The organism is Blautia marasmi, assembly GCF_900258535.1.
Taxonomy (GTDB): Bacteria; Bacillota; Clostridia; order Lachnospirales; family Lachnospiraceae; genus Blautia; species Blautia hominis.
Map to the genome: position 1 here is coordinate 4,505,388 of NZ_OIWX01000001.1, position 17,113 is coordinate 4,522,500.

General features: G+C 47.9%; 18 protein-coding genes (1 of these 18 running past the window's edge). All 18 read left to right on the forward strand.

Annotated features, from left to right (window positions below):
- Window positions 1–31 precede the first annotated feature (31 nt).
- Complete coding sequence (gene pyrF, locus C6P39_RS19665) at window positions 32–961, forward strand: orotidine-5'-phosphate decarboxylase (protein ID WP_095170485.1); 930 nt, start codon at window positions 32–34, stop codon at window positions 959–961.
- 10 nt (window positions 962–971) lie between these two features.
- Window positions 972–1,748, forward strand: coding sequence for a dihydroorotate dehydrogenase electron transfer subunit (locus C6P39_RS19670; RefSeq protein WP_104804925.1), 777 nt, complete (start codon window positions 972–974; stop codon window positions 1,746–1,748).
- Window positions 1,748–2,650 (forward strand): dihydroorotate dehydrogenase, encoded by a 903-nt coding sequence (locus C6P39_RS19675; protein WP_207657142.1) that lies wholly within the window; start codon window positions 1,748–1,750, stop codon window positions 2,648–2,650. Before C6P39_RS19670 ends, C6P39_RS19675 begins: the two co-directional genes overlap by 1 nt.
- A gap of 29 nt (window positions 2,651–2,679) precedes the next feature.
- Window positions 2,680–3,357, forward strand: coding sequence for an orotate phosphoribosyltransferase (gene pyrE, locus C6P39_RS19680; RefSeq protein WP_095170479.1), 678 nt, complete (start codon window positions 2,680–2,682; stop codon window positions 3,355–3,357).
- Between the two features lie 42 nt (window positions 3,358–3,399).
- Window positions 3,400–3,552, forward strand: coding sequence for a hypothetical protein (locus C6P39_RS27710; RefSeq protein ID WP_167388438.1), 153 nt, complete (start codon window positions 3,400–3,402; stop codon window positions 3,550–3,552).
- 134 nt (window positions 3,553–3,686) lie between these two features.
- Window positions 3,687–4,175, forward strand: a complete 489-nt coding sequence (locus tag C6P39_RS19685; RefSeq protein ID WP_065542414.1) for a VanZ family protein — start codon at window positions 3,687–3,689, stop codon at window positions 4,173–4,175.
- Window positions 4,156–4,476 (forward strand): DUF6142 family protein, encoded by a 321-nt coding sequence (locus C6P39_RS19690; protein WP_095170475.1) that lies wholly within the window; start codon window positions 4,156–4,158, stop codon window positions 4,474–4,476. Before C6P39_RS19685 ends, C6P39_RS19690 begins: the two co-directional genes overlap by 20 nt.
- A 63-nt stretch (window positions 4,477–4,539) precedes the next feature.
- Window positions 4,540–5,130, forward strand: a complete 591-nt coding sequence (locus C6P39_RS19695; RefSeq protein WP_104804927.1) for an HD domain-containing protein — start codon at window positions 4,540–4,542, stop codon at window positions 5,128–5,130.
- Entirely contained in the window at window positions 5,123–7,177 is a 2,055-nt protein-coding gene (locus C6P39_RS19700) for an aminopeptidase (protein WP_104804928.1), read from the forward strand. Before C6P39_RS19695 ends, C6P39_RS19700 begins: the two co-directional genes overlap by 8 nt.
- Window positions 7,178–7,600: 423 nt before the next feature.
- Complete coding sequence (gene purE, locus C6P39_RS19705) at window positions 7,601–8,101, forward strand: 5-(carboxyamino)imidazole ribonucleotide mutase (protein ID WP_065542410.1); 501 nt, start codon at window positions 7,601–7,603, stop codon at window positions 8,099–8,101.
- Window positions 8,102–8,125: 24 nt separating this feature from the next.
- Entirely contained in the window at window positions 8,126–9,151 is a 1,026-nt protein-coding gene (gene purM / locus C6P39_RS19710; RefSeq protein WP_095170468.1) for a phosphoribosylformylglycinamidine cyclo-ligase, read from the forward strand.
- Window positions 9,152–9,273: 122 nt separating this feature from the next.
- Entirely contained in the window at window positions 9,274–9,909 is a 636-nt protein-coding gene (gene purN / locus C6P39_RS19715) for a phosphoribosylglycinamide formyltransferase (RefSeq protein WP_095170466.1), read from the forward strand.
- Between the two features lie 153 nt (window positions 9,910–10,062).
- Window positions 10,063–11,337: a phosphoribosylamine--glycine ligase gene (gene purD / locus C6P39_RS19720; RefSeq protein WP_104804929.1), complete on the forward strand. Its 1,275-nt coding sequence runs from the start codon at window positions 10,063–10,065 to the stop codon at window positions 11,335–11,337.
- Between the two features lie 138 nt (window positions 11,338–11,475).
- Window positions 11,476–11,844 carry a GntR family transcriptional regulator gene (locus tag C6P39_RS19725; protein ID WP_065542406.1) on the forward strand — a complete coding sequence of 123 codons (369 nt, stop codon included), beginning with the start codon at window positions 11,476–11,478 and terminating at the stop codon, window positions 11,842–11,844.
- Window positions 11,845–11,858: 14 nt separating this feature from the next.
- The gene (locus C6P39_RS19730) at window positions 11,859–14,321 is read left to right on the forward strand and encodes an ATP-dependent Clp protease ATP-binding subunit (RefSeq protein ID WP_104804930.1); all 2,463 of its coding nucleotides are present in this window, start codon (window positions 11,859–11,861) and stop codon (window positions 14,319–14,321) included.
- 123 nt (window positions 14,322–14,444) lie between these two features.
- Window positions 14,445–14,858 (forward strand): endosialidase, encoded by a 414-nt coding sequence (locus C6P39_RS19735; protein ID WP_095170460.1) that lies wholly within the window; start codon window positions 14,445–14,447, stop codon window positions 14,856–14,858.
- A 99-nt stretch (window positions 14,859–14,957) separates the two neighbouring features.
- Window positions 14,958–16,334 carry a DNA repair protein RadA gene (gene radA, locus C6P39_RS19740; protein WP_095170458.1) on the forward strand — a complete coding sequence of 459 codons (1,377 nt, stop codon included), beginning with the start codon at window positions 14,958–14,960 and terminating at the stop codon, window positions 16,332–16,334.
- A gap of 526 nt (window positions 16,335–16,860) precedes the next feature.
- Window positions 16,861–17,113 carry the start of a TetR/AcrR family transcriptional regulator gene (locus C6P39_RS19745; protein WP_104804931.1) on the forward strand. The gene runs 323 nt beyond the window's last position, so the window shows 253 of its 576 coding nt (coding positions 1–253); its start codon is at window positions 16,861–16,863; the stop codon falls past the right edge of the window.

Here is a 17,113-nt window from a genome sequence, read left to right on the forward strand (position 1 = left end):
TTATCCATAAGAGAAATACGGAGGAAAAACCATGATCAATAAACTTACAGAGAAAATCAGAAAGACCCACGCACCTATTGTGGTGGGTCTGGATCCTATGCTTAATTATATTCCAAAACACATCCAGGAGGCAGCATTCAAAGCGTGCGGCGAGACGCTGGAAGGGGCAGCCGAAGCAATCTGGCAGTTCAACAAGGAAATCGTGGATGCCACTTATGATCTGATCCCTGCGGTAAAACCACAGATCGCCATGTATGAACAGTTTGGCATTCCGGGTCTTATGGCTTTCAAAAAGACAGTGGATTACTGCAAGGAAAAAGACCTGGTAGTCATCGGAGACATCAAACGTGGTGATATCGGTTCCACATCTGCGGCTTACGCTGCCGGACATATCGGCAAAGTACAGGTGGGCAGCAAGGAATATGCCGGGTTTGACGAAGATTTTGTGACAGTGAATCCTTATTTGGGTTCCGATGGAGTGAATCCGTTCATTGATGTGTGTAAGAAAGAGAAAAAGGGCCTTTTCATTCTGGTGAAGACCTCCAATCCTTCCAGCGGTGAGTTCCAGGATCAGCTTGTAAACGGAAGGCCTCTCTACGAACTGGTCGGCGAGAAAGTGGCAGAGTGGGGACAGGAATGCATGGGTGACACCTACAGCTATATCGGCGCTGTGGTAGGCGCCACTTATCCGGAGATGGGGAAAATCCTCCGCCGCATTATGCCGAAAGCCTATATCCTGGTGCCGGGATACGGTGCCCAGGGCGGACAGGGAAAAGATCTGGTGCACTTCTTTAATGAAGACGGTCTGGGCGCTATCGTCAATTCCTCCCGGGGCATTATCGCTGCCTACAAGCAGGAAAAATATGCACAGATAGGCGAGGCTAACTTTGCAGATGCTTCCCGCAAGGCAGTGGAAGATATGATCGCAGATATCGACGGCGCCCTGCAGGCTGCAAAATAAGGAGAGGACCATGGCAAAAGCAAAGATAACAAGTACAGTGTTAAAACAGGAAAAGCTGGCAGAAGGTGTGTACAGTATGTGGCTTGCGGCTGATGAGATCGCCGCAGTTTCCGTACCGGGACAGTTTATCTCAATCTACAGCAATGACAAAAGCAGGATGCTCCCCCGTCCCATCAGTCTGTGTGAGATAGACAGGGAGGCGGGAAGCCTCAGGATCGTATACAGAACCGTGGGAAAGGGGACAGAAGAGTTTTCAAACGCCTGTGCAGGCGACACCCTGGATATCCTTGGCCCTCTGGGAAATGGTTTTCCTATGGAAGAGATTAAGGGAAAACATGTGCTTATGATAGGCGGAGGTATCGGTGTGCCTCCTATGCTGCAGACAGCAAAGGAGGCCGACGCGGACGTTACCATTATATCCGGTTACCGGAATGCGGACCTCTTTCTTGAGAAAGAATTGGAGGCGGCGGGCAGGCTTTTTATTGCAACAGAGGATGGAAGCGTGGGCACCAGGGGAAATGTCATGGATGCGATCCGTGAGAACAAAATAGAACCGGACGTTATCCTTGCCTGCGGTCCCACTCCCATGCTGCGGGCGGTAAAGACTTATGCGGAGGAGAAGAATATAACATGCTACATTTCTCTTGAAGAGAAGATGGCATGCGGAATCGGTGCCTGTCTGGCATGTGTCTGTCAGTCAAAGGAAGTGGACGGGCATTCCCATGTGCATAATAAACGAATCTGCAAGGATGGCCCGGTATTTTTGAGCACGGAGGTAGAGCTTTGATGAATACAAAAGTAAATCTGGCAGGTGTGGAACTGAAAAATCCGGTTATGACAGCCTCCGGAACCTTTGGCTCTGGGGCGGAATACAGTGAGTTTGTAGATCTGAGCCGTCTGGGCGCTGTTGTGACGAAAGGCGTTGCCAGTGTGCCCTGGCCCGGAAACCCCACACCGCGTATTGCGGAGACTTCCTGCGGAATGTTAAACGCCATTGGACTGCAGAATCCCGGGATTGATGTATTCTGCCGGAGAGATATTCCTTTTCTGAAAAAATATGATACAAAGATCATTGTCAATGTATGCGGCAAGAGCACAGAGGAATACTGTGAAGTAGTGGAGCGCCTGGCTGATGAAGAAGTGGATATGCTGGAGATCAATATTTCCTGTCCTAATGTAAAAGAGGGCGGCATTGCGTTCGGACAGGATCCCAAAGCAGTGGAGGCGATCACAAGAGAAATTAAAAAATACGCCAAACAGCCCATCATCATGAAGCTTAGTCCGAATGTTACGGATATTACGGAGATGGCAAGAGCAGCCCAGGCAGGCGGCGCGGATGTGCTATCCCTGATCAATACCCTGACAGGCATGAAGATAGATATCAATAAGAGAGCTTTTGCTCTGGCAAACAAGACCGGCGGTATGTCGGGACCTTGTTTAAAACCGGTTGCTGTCCGCATGGTCTATCAGGTGGCACGTGCGGTGAAGCTGCCCATTATCGGTATGGGCGGTATCTGTAATGCGGAGGATGCCCTGGAATTCATTTTGGCCGGTGCCACAGCCGTGTCCATAGGAACTGCCAACTTCACCAACCCATATGCAACGGTGGAGACTGTGCAGGGGATTGAAGATTATATGAAGAAAAATAAAATTGAGGATATTCAATCCCTGATCGGTGTGGTAGAATAAACGGGAAGAGAAAACTAGGAGGAAATTCGATGGAAGCGTACAAACAGGAATTTATTGAATTTATGGTGGACTGCCAGGTGCTGAAATTCGGAGACTTCGTCACAAAGAGCGGACGGAATACCCCGTTTTTCGTAAACACCGGATTTTATAGAACAGGAGCACAGCTTCGCAAGCTGGGAGAATACTATGCCAGAGCCATTGCAGACAAGTTCGGACTTGACTTTGATGTACTGTTCGGACCGGCTTACAAAGGAATACCGCTGACGGTGGCTGCGACCATGGCGATCAGTGAGTTTTACGGTAAGGATATCCGTTACTGTTCCAACAGGAAGGAAGTTAAGGACCATGGGGATAAGGGGATCCTTCTGGGAAGCCCCATTTCAGACGGCGATAAGGTAGTCATCATCGAGGACGTGACAACCGCAGGGACCTCCATCGCTGAGACACTTCCCATTATCAAGGCACAGGGCAATGTAAGCCCCATCGGCCTTGTGGTATCTGTGGACCGCATGGAGCGGGGACAGGGCGAGAAGAGCGCACTCAAAGAAATCGAAGAGAAGTACGGCCTTGCAACAACTGCCATTGTAACCATGGAGGAGGTTGTGGAGCATCTGTACAACAAAGAGTACAAAGGAAGTATTATCATTGATGATAAGATGAAAGCAGCCATTGATGCATATTATGAGAAATATGGCGTAAAAGAATAAGACAATCATCGGACTTTGTCGGGACGGAAGGAAGTGTGCTGGATGAACGAAAAGATTTACAAGACTATGTCATGTGCCGGAGTTACCTCTCTGGTGCTGGGAATCGTCGTTATGGTTACAAGTATTGTAAGCGGAGTTATGCTTATTATAAACGGAACCAGACTTTTAAAAAAGAGAAGTGAAATCACATTCTAGCCGGACAGAATAACACCAGAACAATAGAAAGGGCGCGAAACACACTTTCTGTTGTCAAGGATAGAGAAGAGGGCGTTTTTAGGCGGCCCTCTTCTTCATACATAGGAGAGACTATGCAATAGGAGTTTAGAACATTGAAAAATAAAACAAAAAGGAAAATTAAAGCGGCAGGAACTGTCTTGTTCCTGATTTATATACTCGCGCTTATTTATTTCCTGTTTTTTGCGGAGCGGTTCAGCGGTGTGGAGTTTGCCCAGAGGGAATACCACTACAACTTGACTCCGTTTCAGGAAATCAGAAGATTTTGGATATACAAAGAGCAGCTTGGAGTTTTTGCAGTGGTATCTAATCTGTTTGGTAATGTAATAGGTTTTGTTCCTTTTGGCCTGATCCTTCCCATCATTTGCAGAAATGCAAGGGGATTCTTTTTTATCACTTTTTCCGGTTTTGCACTGAGCCTTTGCGTGGAAACCATACAGCTTATCACAAAGCTGGGATGCTTTGATGTGGATGATATGATTTTGAATACAACTGGCGCGGCATTTGGATATATCCTTTTTGCTGTCAGCCATTTTATATATAGAAAAAACAGGAGGAAACAGCATGGCAAAGAAACGCTATAAATATTCATTTACGAAAAAAAGACATACCAGAGGCGGAGTGGAATCCTCTATCCTGGCGCTGGTGTCCGGCCTGCTGTTTTTGGGAGCAGCCATCTGTGCCCTTGCACTGAACGGACAGGGAGGTATGTATCTGGGAGCACTTGGAATCCTGGCTCTCGGTTTGTCTGTATTTGGGTTTATTCTGGGACTGAAAAGTTTTTCCGAACAGAACCGTGCATTTCTATACAGCAAGGTTGGCTCAGTGGCCAACGGTGTGCTGATGGTCATTTGGATCGCACTTTTTCTGGTAGGGATCTCATAGTTGTCGATCACAGAACTGCGTCTTGCAGAGCTGTGGACTGTAACATCTCATAAGGAGGATAACATGGAAGATAGACTGAAAAAACAAATGGAATTTATGCTGGAGGTGGACAAGAGTAAATTTGTACGCCGCCAGACTTATTTATCAGACGGGATTCGCAGGGAGAACGATGCGGAGCACTCCTGGCATCTGGCACTGATGGCAGCCCTTTTGTCAGAACATGCCAATGAGAGCATAGATGTGGCCAGGACCATGCTTATGGTTCTGATCCATGATATTGTAGAGATAGACGCAGGGGATACTTATGCCTATGACGATGCCGGCCATATGGATAAACGGGAGCGTGAAGTCAAAGCGGCGAACCGCATCTTCGGGCTTCTGCCAAGAGACCAGGCGGAAAAAATGATGGATCTGTGGGAGGAGTTTGAGACATTTGAGACCCCAGAGGCAAAATTTGCCCACTCTCTTGACTGCGTGCAGCCCCTGATGCTCAATGATGCCACAGACGGCAAGTCCTGGAGAGAGCATGAAATAAAAAAATCACAGGTCATGAAAAGAAACGCGAAAACAGCTCAGGGTTCTGAAAAACTGATGGAGTATGTGAACGGGATCCTTGACAAAAATGTGGATAAAGGAAACCTGAAAGATGAGTAGAGATACTTTTTTGGAGGAACGGTTTGAACTGGTAAAAGGAAGGATTCGGGAGATGCAGCAGGACATGGATGTCCCGGAGCGGTTTTGCGGTTTTTTTAAAGAAATGACTACATACCTGAATTATGTGCTGACCCTTCACGAGAAGATCAGGGAGGGGTGGCTGGAACATGCCGCCCTTTCGGAGCTGCAAAAAAACAATGAAGAACTTTACGCAGGTATACTGCCCGGTGCCTATGAGTCATCCTATACAAATCCGGCTTATGCGGTGCGTATGCTTTCAGAAGATTACGGCAGGCTCCTATCCTTTCTGGCAGCGGAGGTGCGCGGGATCGTGGTCTATGCGTATGAGGACCGTCTTTTTGATATGACGGTGCTCATGGAGCTGTATGTACAGATTTACAATCTGCTGGAGGAACCCACTGTGCCGGCACAGGAGATAAAAGATACACTGTACTGGTATGTGAGTGATTACAGTGAGGAGATGGTTGGGAGAAGAATCCGGGAAGCTGTGGACCCTTCTCTTGACTTTGCTGTGCGCATAATCTGCGGAAGTGACCTTACGGATATAAGGTATTTATATAAGTATGGGGAATACGTGACAGAGAACGAGATTTCCATGGCAGAATACCTGAATGACCTTACCGAAGAAGAAATAAAGGCTATGGCCCGCACATTTACGGAAGGCTACAGAATTGGATTCATCAACGGAAGAAAAGATATCTCCAAAAAGAACAGTGTGAATATCCGCTATCAGCTTGGCTTTGAGCGCATGATAAAGGAGGCTGTCTGCCAGTTTGAAGAGATGGGGTTAAAGCCTGTGATCTACCGGAGCGCGGTCCATGCGGTGAACAAAAAACAACACCACAGGATCGGCTATTACGGGGCAATCCCCAACAAGCAGCTGGATTATGACCATAAGGATGACTCAGCCCTTTATCTGGACCAGGAATTTGTGCAGCGGAAGCTGCGGGTCATGCAGGTGGCCTATGAGCAGGTGAAAGAGCTTGCCAATACCCACGGAGGTCCGGCTGTGATTGAGACCTTCGGTGAGAAACCTTTTACACCTGTCAGCAAGAAAGAAGCTTTCTCCCTGACGCCGCACCAGCAGAAACTGCAAGTGAGTTACGACAATGAGGCGGGACAGATCGTGAACCGCTATATCAAGGGGGAAGAGCGCAGTTTCACCATAATTGCATATCCGGTGTGCGAAATAGGTCCACGGTTTAAGGAGATATTCCGGGAAACCGTGCGTCTGAATACTCTTGACTATCATCTTTATCAGGATATCCAGCAGAAGCTTATCAATGCCCTGGACGAAGGGTGTGAGGTCAGGATAAAAGGCAGAGGGTCTAACCAGACCGATATGACGGTGCGTCTGCACGAACTGGAAGATCCGGAAAAGCAGACAAACTTTGAAAATTGTGTGGCAGACGTGAACATTCCTGTGGGTGAGGTCTTCACAAGCCCTGTCCTTGGGGGCACCAACGGCGTGCTTCACGTGTCGGGAGTGTATCTGGACGGCCTGTACTACAAGGACTTGAAGATGACTTTCCGGGATGGAAAAATATCAGACTATATTTGCAGCAATTTTTCCACGGAGGAGGAAAACAGGGATTATATGAAAGAAAATATCCTGTTCCACCATGATATGCTGCCCCTGGGGGAATTTGCCATAGGCACCAACACCACGGCGTATGTGATGGCAAAGAAATATCATATTGAGGATATCCTGCCCATTCTCATTGCGGAGAAGATGGGCCCCCATTTTGCGGTGGGTGATACCTGCTACAGCTGGTCTGAAGATACGGCGGTGTATAATCCTGACGGAAAAGAGATAATTGCCAGGGATAATGAAGTGTCTATCCTCAGAAGGATTGACCCGGGCAGAGCATATTTCGGATGCCATACAGATATTACCCTCCCCTATGAGGAGCTGGGGGAGATCACTGCTGTGAAAAAAGACGGAAGTCTGATACCGATCATAAAAGACAGCCGGTTCGTACTGAAGGGAACAGAGGAACTGAACCGGGTATTGGAAGAATTATAGAATATTTGCAGCCGCTGTGCCGTTATGGTACGGCGGTTTGCTTTTGGGCAAAGGATTTATTACGATTATGTCAGAAATCCCGACAATTATGTACTTTTTAGCCCGGTGCGCTCTGTAAACGGTATAATTAGTTAGAATATAGTAAGGGATATGTAATCACACAGAATTACACCGGGAGAAAGGAAGTATTTTTATGAGGAAACGGATGATAGCCACTGCGCTTGCAGGCTTCCTTTTTCCGTGAAAAACTGCCATTTTTCTTCATAAGCTGCCATCAAAAATGAGATATGAGGTTGACAATGTTTAGAACTCTATGTAAAATTGTTCTGTAAAGAAGAAGCAGCAGAAGAGCTGCGGCACCCATTCTGAATTTGCTTTTTGGATTTGGAATGAGGATAGAGATAAATATAAAGGAGATAAGTCATGGCAAAAGTTGGAATTGTTATGGGAAGTGACTCTGATATGCCTGTTATGAAAAAAGCAGCGGACATGTTGGAAAAGTTTGGAATCGAGTATGAGATGAAGATCATCTCAGCCCACAGAGAACCGGACGTATTCTTTGAGTACGCAAAGACAGCGGAGGAAAAAGATTTCAAAGTCATCATTGCAGGTGCAGGAATGGCAGCTCACCTTCCAGGCATGTGTGCAGCGATCTTCCCTATGCCGGTCATCGGTATCCCCATGCACACCACATCATTAGGAGGAAGAGACTCCCTGTATTCCATCGTACAGATGCCGTCCGGAATTCCGGTTGCAACAGTTGCAATCAACGGAGGAGCCAATGCCGGTATTCTGGCAGCCAAGATTTTAGCAACTTCGGACCCGGCACTTCTTCAGAAGTTAAAAGACTACAAAGAAGAGCTGAAAGACCAGGTCGTTGCAAAAGACGCAAGACTGCAGGAAGTTGGATATAAAGAGTATTAATACAGAAAATTTTGGAGGATGAAAATGGATTACAAGAATGCCGGTGTAGATATTGAAGCAGGCTACAAATCAGTAGAGTTGATGAAGGAACACATTAAAAAGACCATGAGACCGGAAGTGCTCACCAATATCGGTGGATTTTCCGGTGCATTTTCCATGGATGCATTCAAGAACATGGAGAAACCGACTCTGGTATCAGGAACAGACGGTGTGGGTACCAAGCTGAAACTGGCTTTCATCATGGACAAGCACGACACAGTAGGGATCGACTGTGTGGCAATGTGCGTGAATGATATTGCATGTGCAGGCGGAGAGCCTCTGTTTTTCCTGGATTACATTGCCTGCGGCAAGAACTATCCGGAAAAGATTGCTGAGATCGTCAAAGGCGTGGCAGCAGGCTGTGAGCAGTCAAATGCAGCGCTTATCGGCGGTGAGACAGCAGAGATGCCCGGGTTTTATCCGGAGGACGAATATGACCTGGCAGGATTTGCTGTAGGTGTAGTGGACGAAAAAGACCTGATCACAGGCAAAGAGTTAAAAGACGGCGATGTACTTGTAGGCATGGCGTCCTCCGGTGTACACAGCAATGGATTTTCCCTTGTCAGAAAAGTGTTTGACATGACAAAAGAGTCTCTGGACACTTACTATGATGAGCTTGGAAAAACGCTGGGAGAGGCACTGATCGCGCCCACTAAGATCTATGTAAAGGCATTGAGGAGCGTAAAAGAAGCCGGTGTCCGCATCAAAGGCTGCAGCCATATTACAGGCGGCGGCTTCTATGAGAACGTGCCGAGAATGCTGAAAGACGGCGTATGTGCAGTGATTGAGAAGGACAGCTATCCCATTCCTCCGATCTTCACCCTGATGGCAAAAAAAGGTGAGATCGACGCAAAAATGATGTACAACACTTACAACATGGGCATCGGCATGGTGATGGCTGTGGATGAGGCGGACGTGGAGAAGACCATGGAAGCCGTGAAGGCAGCAGGTGAGACGCCGTATGTCATCGGCCGCATCGAAGCTGGTGACAAAGACGTTAAATTAGTGTAGTACGATATAAGGCAACCATTCAGTTGACTGAATAGTTACGATAATAAGTTCCCGCAGATTCCTGCATATACAGGCAGTCTGCGGGCTTTCCGCTCATTGAGAAAGAGAAAGGTGGGTACACGATGCTGAGACTGGCAGTTCTGGTGTCCGGCGGCGGCACAAACCTGCAGGCCATAATAGACGCCATTGACAATAAAACAATTACGAATGCGGAGATTTCCGTGGTGATCAGCAACAACCCCGGCGCCTATGCGCTGGAACGCGCGAAAAAACGTGGAATAGACGCTGTTTGCGTATCCCCGAAAAACTATGAGAACAGGGCAGCTTTCAATCAGGCTCTTCTTGAAACCCTGCAGTCCTATGACCCGGATCTGATCGTGCTTGCGGGCTGCCTTGTGGTGATCCCGGAGATCATGGTAAGAGCGTTTCCCAATAAAATCATCAACATCCACCCGGCACTGATCCCTGCCTTCTGCGGAACCGGCTATTACGGGCTCAAGGTCCATGAGGCTGTGTTGAAAAGAGGGGCGAAAGTGACCGGAGCTACCGTACACTTTGTGGATGAGGGCACAGATACCGGCCCGATCATCCTGCAGAAAGCAGTGGAAGTAAAAGAAGGGGATACCCCGGAAATCCTTCAGTTAAGAGTGATGGAGGAAGCAGAGTGGGTCATCATGCCCCAAGCCATTGATCTGATCGCAAATGACAGGATAACAGTGGAAGACGGTATTGTAAAAACGAACGTAACGATTCAGTAGGTCTGCGCATTCACTGCGCTGACCGTAAGAAAGTGTACCACAGCCAAGCAAAAATCCCATCGCCAAAGGCGATTCTGCCTGGATCTTTGCCTGCAACTGTGAGGGTACTGAACCGTTACAAACGAAAGAATAAATGGAGGGAAGAGGCGTAATATGAAAGTATTAATTATCGGAAGCGGCGGAAGAGAGCATGCCATTGCATGGAAAGTGGCACAGAGCCCGAAAGTGGATAAGATTTACTGCGCACCGGGGAATGCGGGAATCGCGGAGTATGCCCAGTGTGTGGATATAAAAGCCATGGAATTTGAAAAGCTTGCTGCATTTGCAAAGGAAAATGCCATTGACCTTACTGTTGTGGGCATGGATGACCCGCTGGTAGGGGGCGTTGTGGATGTTTTTGAGAAAGAGGGTCTGCGTGTATTCGGACCGAGAAAAAATGCTGCTATTTTGGAAGGCTCCAAAGCATTTTCCAAAGACCTGATGAAAAAATATAATATCCCCACGGCAGCCTATGAGAACTTTGAGGATGCAGAGGCAGCTTTGGCGTATCTCCGCGAAAAGGCTGAGTTCCCCATTGTGCTGAAGGCAGATGGCCTGGCGCTTGGAAAAGGCGTTTTAATCTGCAGTACCCTGGAGGAGGCCGAGGAAGGTGTTAAAACCATCATGCTGGACAAGAAATTCGGTTCCGCAGGCAATACGCTGGTCGTGGAGGAATTCATGACAGGCCGTGAGGTTTCTGTGCTCTCCTTTGTGGATGGAAAGACAATTAAGACTATGACTTCCGCGCAGGACCATAAACGCGCAAAAGACGGAGACCAGGGCCTGAATACCGGCGGTATGGGGACTTTCTCCCCAAGCCCCTTCTACACCAAAGAGGGGGATGATTTCTGTGAAAAATACATTTATCAGGCAACCGTGGATGCCATGGCTTCAGAGGGAAGAGAGTTTAAGGGAATTATTTTCTTTGGACTTATGCTCACGGAGAAAGGACCAAAGGTTTTGGAATACAACGCGCGCTTTGGCGACCCGGAAGCGCAGGTGGTGATCCCGAGACTGAAAAATGACATTGTGGAAGTGTTTGAGGCATGTGTGGACGGCAGACTGGACGAAATAGACCTGCAGTTTGAGGATAATGCGGCGGTCTGTGTAGTCCTGGCTTCTGACGGATACCCGGTATCCTATGAAAAAGGATTTCCGATCGAGGGTCTGGAGACCTTTAAGGACAAGGACGGCTACTATGTATTCCACGCGGGAACTGCCTTCAAAGATGGCCGGATCGTTACAAACGGAGGCCGTGTCCTGGGTGTGACGGCAAAGGGAACAGATTTGAAAGAGGCCCGCGCCAATGCGTATAAGGCAGTCGAATGGATCTCCTTTGACAACAAATACATGCGCAATGATATCGGCAAAGCAATCGACGAGGCATAAAAAGAATTTGATGGATACCAAAGAAAAGGAAACGCCGCAGACGCCGGGCGTTTCCTTTTTTTGCCACACACTTGAACAAATAGCTTATTTGTGCTATCCTATATATAACAAATTCCAAAAGAGAAAGCAGGTGGAAGGATGTTGATAGAAATTGATTTCAACAGTGAAGAAGCAATTTATATTCAACTGTGTAATCAGATCATATTGGGAATTGCCACCTCCAAGCTTCAGGAGGGTGAAAATCTTCCTTCTGTGAGACAGCTGGCTGACACCATAGGCATTAATATGCATACGGTAAATAAAGCTTATTCTGTTTTAAAGCAGGAAGGCTTTGTCACGATCGACAGGAGGAGAGGCGCCGTTATTTCCATAGATGCGGATAAGATACGTGCCCTGGAAGAGATGAAAGAAGAACTGAGAGTTCTTTTGGCAAAAGGAAGCTGCCGGAATATTTCCAGAGCAGAGGTCCATCAGCTGATAGATGAAATCTATGAAGAATATGAGTAGTTAAGGAGACTTGCATGAAAGAACGTTATTCAAAGCAGGCAGTAAGTGCGCTGAAAGCCGCTGAGAAAACTGCCGAGGGACGCAGCCATAATTATGTGGGCACAGAGCACCTGCTCGCGGGGCTGCTGAAAGAAACGTCGGGGACAGCAGGGCTGGTCCTGGCAGAAGCCGGTGTGGAAGAAAAAAAACTGCTGGCGCTGATTGATAAACTGATTGCCCCACAGGGGGATGTGGTGCTGGAAAATCCCCAGGGATATACACCGAGGGCCCAGAGGGTCTTAGATAAAGCCAGAGAGGAGTCAGGTAATCTAGGCGGCGGTGTCATAGGCACAGAACATATCCTGATCGCCATGCTCAAAGAATATGACTGCGTGGGGACCAGACTTCTCCATACGCTGGGAATCAACATACAGCAGCTTTATCTGGATGTGCTGAAAGCCATGGGAAAAGATAAGATGATTCCCAAGGAGGACCTGCAGAGCGGCAATCTGATGAAAGCGTCCACAGGAAGCCAGACCCCCACTCTGGACCAGTACAGCCGCGACCTTACCAAAATGGCAGCGGATGGAAAACTGGACCCTGTTATCGGCAGGGAGAAGGAAATCTCACGTATCATCCAGATCCTGAGCAGAAGAAGCAAGAATAATCCCTGTCTGATCGGTGAGCCGGGAGTTGGCAAGACGGCCATCACGGAAGGGCTTGCACAGAGGATCGTGTGGGGGCTTGTACCGGAGAATATGCTGGATAAGCGTGTGGTGGTCCTGGATTTGTCCGGCATGGTAGCAGGCAGCAAATACAGAGGTGAGTTTGAAGAGAGGATTAAAAAAGTGGTACAGGAAGTCATGAACAACAAGGGTATCCTTCTGTTCATAGATGAACTGCACACCATTATCGGTGCAGGCGGTGCGGAGGGCGCTCTGGATGCGTCCAATATCCTGAAGCCATCTCTCTCCAGAGGAGAGATCCAGCTTATCGGTGCTACAACCATAGATGAATACAGAAAATATATAGAAAAAGATGCGGCACTGGAGCGTAGATTCCAACCTGTCATGGTAGAAGAACCCTCCAAAGAGGAAGCAGTGGAAATATTAAAAGGCCTTGCGCCTTACTATGAAAAACATCACGGGGCAGTGATCGAGGAGTCAGCCATAGAGGCAGCCGTAACCATGGGGATCCGGTACATCAACGACAGATTTCTGCCGGATAAGGCGATCGATCTTCTGGATGAAGCTGCATCCAAGGTACAGTTGGCAGGTTATAAGACACCGGAAGGCATTGTGCAGACGGAGAACCATCTCCGCCGCATTTATGCAGCCAAGGAGGAGGCCGTAAAATCCCAGGATTTTGATCTGGCGAAGGAACTTCAGGCAGAGCAGGAAAAAGCTGAGGGAGAGCTTACGAAAGCCCGTGAGCGTTATGAGAAACAGTGCCGCAGCAAAAAACTGGTGGTAAAGGCAGAGGACATTGCAGAGGTGGTTTCCGAATGGACAAAAATACCTGTGAAGAAACTGGCTGAGGGAGAGTCCAAACGCCTTGCCCGCCTGGAACAGATCCTTCACAGACGCGTCGTGGGCCAGGAAGAAGCGGTATCCGCAGTGGCAAAAGCGGTCAAGAGGGGACGTGTGGGACTCAAAGACCCCAAACGCCCCATTGGTTCCTTCCTGCTGTTAGGACCTACAGGTGTGGGTAAGACAGAACTTTCCAAAGCGCTGGCGGAGGCTGTATTCGGCAGCGAGCAGTCCATGATACGGGTGGATATGTCCGAGTATATGGAAAAGCACAGTGTATCCAAACTGATCGGTTCACCGCCGGGATATGTGGGGTATGAGGAGGGCGGCCAGTTCAGTGAAAAGGTACGCAGGAACCCTTACAGTGTGATCCTTTTTGATGAGATCGAGAAGGCACATCCCGATGTGTTCAATATCCTGCTCCAGGTGTTGGATGACGGGCATATTACAGATGCACAGGGAAGAAAAGTGGATTTCAAGGAGACCATTATCATCATGACCTCCAATGCCGGCGCACAGGCCATTATAGCTCCTAAAAAGCTGGGATTCGGGGCCGTGGAAGATGAAAAGCAGGATTATAAGAGGATGAAGGAAGGGGTCATGGAAGAGGTAAAACGTATGTTTAAGCCGGAATTCCTGAACCGGATCGATGAGATCATCGTCTTCCACACCCTCAACAAAGAGGAGATCAAGAAGATAGTCGGAATCCTGATGAAGGACCTGATCAAACGCTGCAAGGACCAGATGAACATTAACTTAAAGGTGCGTGACAGCGTGAAAGAACTCATAGCCAAAGAAGGGTTTGATCCAAAATACGGGGCAAGGCCGCTGAAACGGGCGATCCAAAGTAAGATCGAGGATGCCATGGCGGAGGAGATCCTGGAAGGGAAGATCAAGGAGGGGGATGAAGTCACTCTCGGAATTTCTAAACAGGGAATAAAATTTGTGGTAAATCCCTCGAATGACTAGAAAAAGATTACGAATTATGGTAACATGCATATAAGGTTTCCATTGAGAAATATAACCAAAGACACCGGAAGGCCAGGAAGTCTTTCCGGCCCCGGTGAAAGACATAAGTGGGAGGACATTGAGATGTCAGTAGTAAAAGAGTTAATACGAACAGAGGAAAACGGTAAGATCAGCTTTGGAAATTATGAATTGGCGGCAAAATCCAAACTTTCCGACTTTGAGCATGACGGAGACATGTATAAAGTAAAGACATATAATGAAATTACAAAGCTGGAGCGCAACGGTATGTTTGTGTATGAGTCTGTTCCGGGGACTGCAGTTCTGGATCTTGATGTAGTGGAGGACGGCATGAGCTTTGTGGTGGAAGGCCCAAAGGATGCGCAGATTACCGTAGAACTGGAAGAAGATACAGAATATGCGATTACCATAGATGAAGTAAATGCAGGTCAGATGAAGACGAATCTGGGCGGCAAGCTGTCCTTCAGTGTTGAGCTTGAGCAGTCCGAGCAGGTATCTGTAAATATTAAGAAGCTGTAAGCAAGGATGCAGCCGGGCAGGCAGTGGTTTAGCTAAAAGCAGCGGGTCGGAGTGTGGTGCTCCGGCCCGTTTTATCTTTGCAAAGGAAAGGACAAACATATGGCAAAGGCGAAAAAGACAGTATTTTTCTGTCAGAACTGTGGATATGAATCTGCAAAATGGATGGGGCAGTGTCCCGGATGCCGGGAGTGGAATTCATTTGTGGAGGAGACTGTTTCCCAGGGGGCCAAAAAAGGCCCGGGACAGGCAGCAGGAAGTGCAGCGGGCGGCCGTGCAGGCAAACCTATGATGCTCTCTCAAATAGATATCAGGGAGGATAACCGGATCAAGACCAGTATGGAGGAATTAGACCGGGTCCTGGGCGGCGGTGTGGTCCAGGGCTCCATGGTGCTGGTCGGGGGTGATCCCGGGATTGGAAAATCCACCCTTCTTCTGCAGGTATGTAAACTGCTTTCTGATGCAGGCCATAAAATCCTATATATATCAGGAGAGGAATCCCTGCAGCAGATTAAAATGCGGGCGCAGCGTATCGGGGAGTTCAATGAAAATCTGCGCCTTCTCTGCGAGACGAACCTGGAGATCATCAGCACAACAATAGAAAATGAAAAGCCGGAGGCGGTCATTATCGACTCTATCCAGACTATGTATAATGAGGAGGTGTCCTCAGCACCGGGCAGTGTTTCCCAGGTCCGGGAATCCACAGGTATCTTGATGAAGATTGCAAAAGGAATGGGAATATCGGTCTTCATTGTGGGCCATGTGACCAAGGATGGAAGTGTGGCAGGCCCCCGTGTACTGGAACATATGGTGGATACGGTACTGTATTTTGAGGGGGACAGACATGCGTCCTACAGAATCCTCAGAAGTGTGAAGAACCGTTTTGGCTCCACCAATGAGATCGGTGTATTTGAGATGCAGGAGTGCGGGCTTGTGGAGGTGAAAAACCCCTCCCAGGTTATGTTAAACGGCCGCCCCACGGATGCGTCAGGGACTGTGGTGGTGTGTTCATTAGAGGGGACACGCCCGATTTTGATTGAGATCCAGGCTTTGGTCACAAAGACAAATTTTGGTTTGCCGAGGAGAACCTCTGTCGGTATTGATTATAACCGGGTTAATTTACTTATGGCAGTTTTGGAAAAGCGTGCAGGCCTGGCACTGGGAAACTGTGATGCGTACGTCAACCTTGCAGGCGGTATGAAGCTGGGGGAACCGGCTATTGATCTGGGCATTGTGGCTGCCATTATATCCAGCTATAGGAATAGAACCGTGGACCCGGATACCCTGATTTTTGGTGAAGTGGGTCTGTCCGGCGAAGTGCGGGGAGTCAGTCAGGCACAGCAGAGGGTGAAAGAGGCGGAAAAAATGGGATTTACAACCTGCATAATGCCTAAAGCAAACCTGGAAGGATTGCAGGGAAAATTTAAAATCGCTTTGATCGGAGTGGGTAATATTAAAGATGTGATGGGATATATATGATATTGAGTAACGGTTCAGTACCCTCACAGTTACAGGCAAAAATCTATGCAAAATCGCCTTTGGCGATGGGATTTTAGCTTAGTCGTGGTACACCTTCTTACGGTCAGCGCAGTGAATGTACAGACCTACTGAATAGTTACGATATTGAAACACAAAAGCCGGTAAATATCCTGGCCATACAGAGTTCTTGCTATTTGCGAAAGGCATTTAGTGGAAAAAAGTCGTTTGTCAGCCGAAAGGCATATGGCAAACGGCGTTTTTTTAGTTAGAGACCTAAACGAGTAAAGGACGGCAGCAGGTGACAGACTTAAAGGTGCTTCCGGAAGCCAGGTGTTTGGTGATGTAGGGAAGGGTATGTAATGCTGGTCATCATCCGCAGCTAAAGCATAAAATTGAAACGATTGCAGTAAAATGGATTGTTTATATAGATGTTGACAGGAACATGAGTGTAAGATATAATGTAAATAAGTTTATTGTAAACTAATTTATTATAAATGTATTTACTGTATTATGTGAGGAGATAGATATGCCAAGTAGTCCAAAGATACCAAAAGAAATGATTTTAAATGCAGCACTGACGATGCTGATTCGTGACGGATATTCTGCCTTAAATATTAAAGCGCTGGCGGAGGAGTTACACTGTTCCACGCAGCCGATTTCCCGGCACTTTGGAAATATGGAGGGATTCCGAAAGGAATTGGCGGATTTCGCTTTGTCTTACGCATTTGAAAAACTGACCCCTTCTGCGCCTGATGGCAGGGAAGCTTTTAAAGAAATGG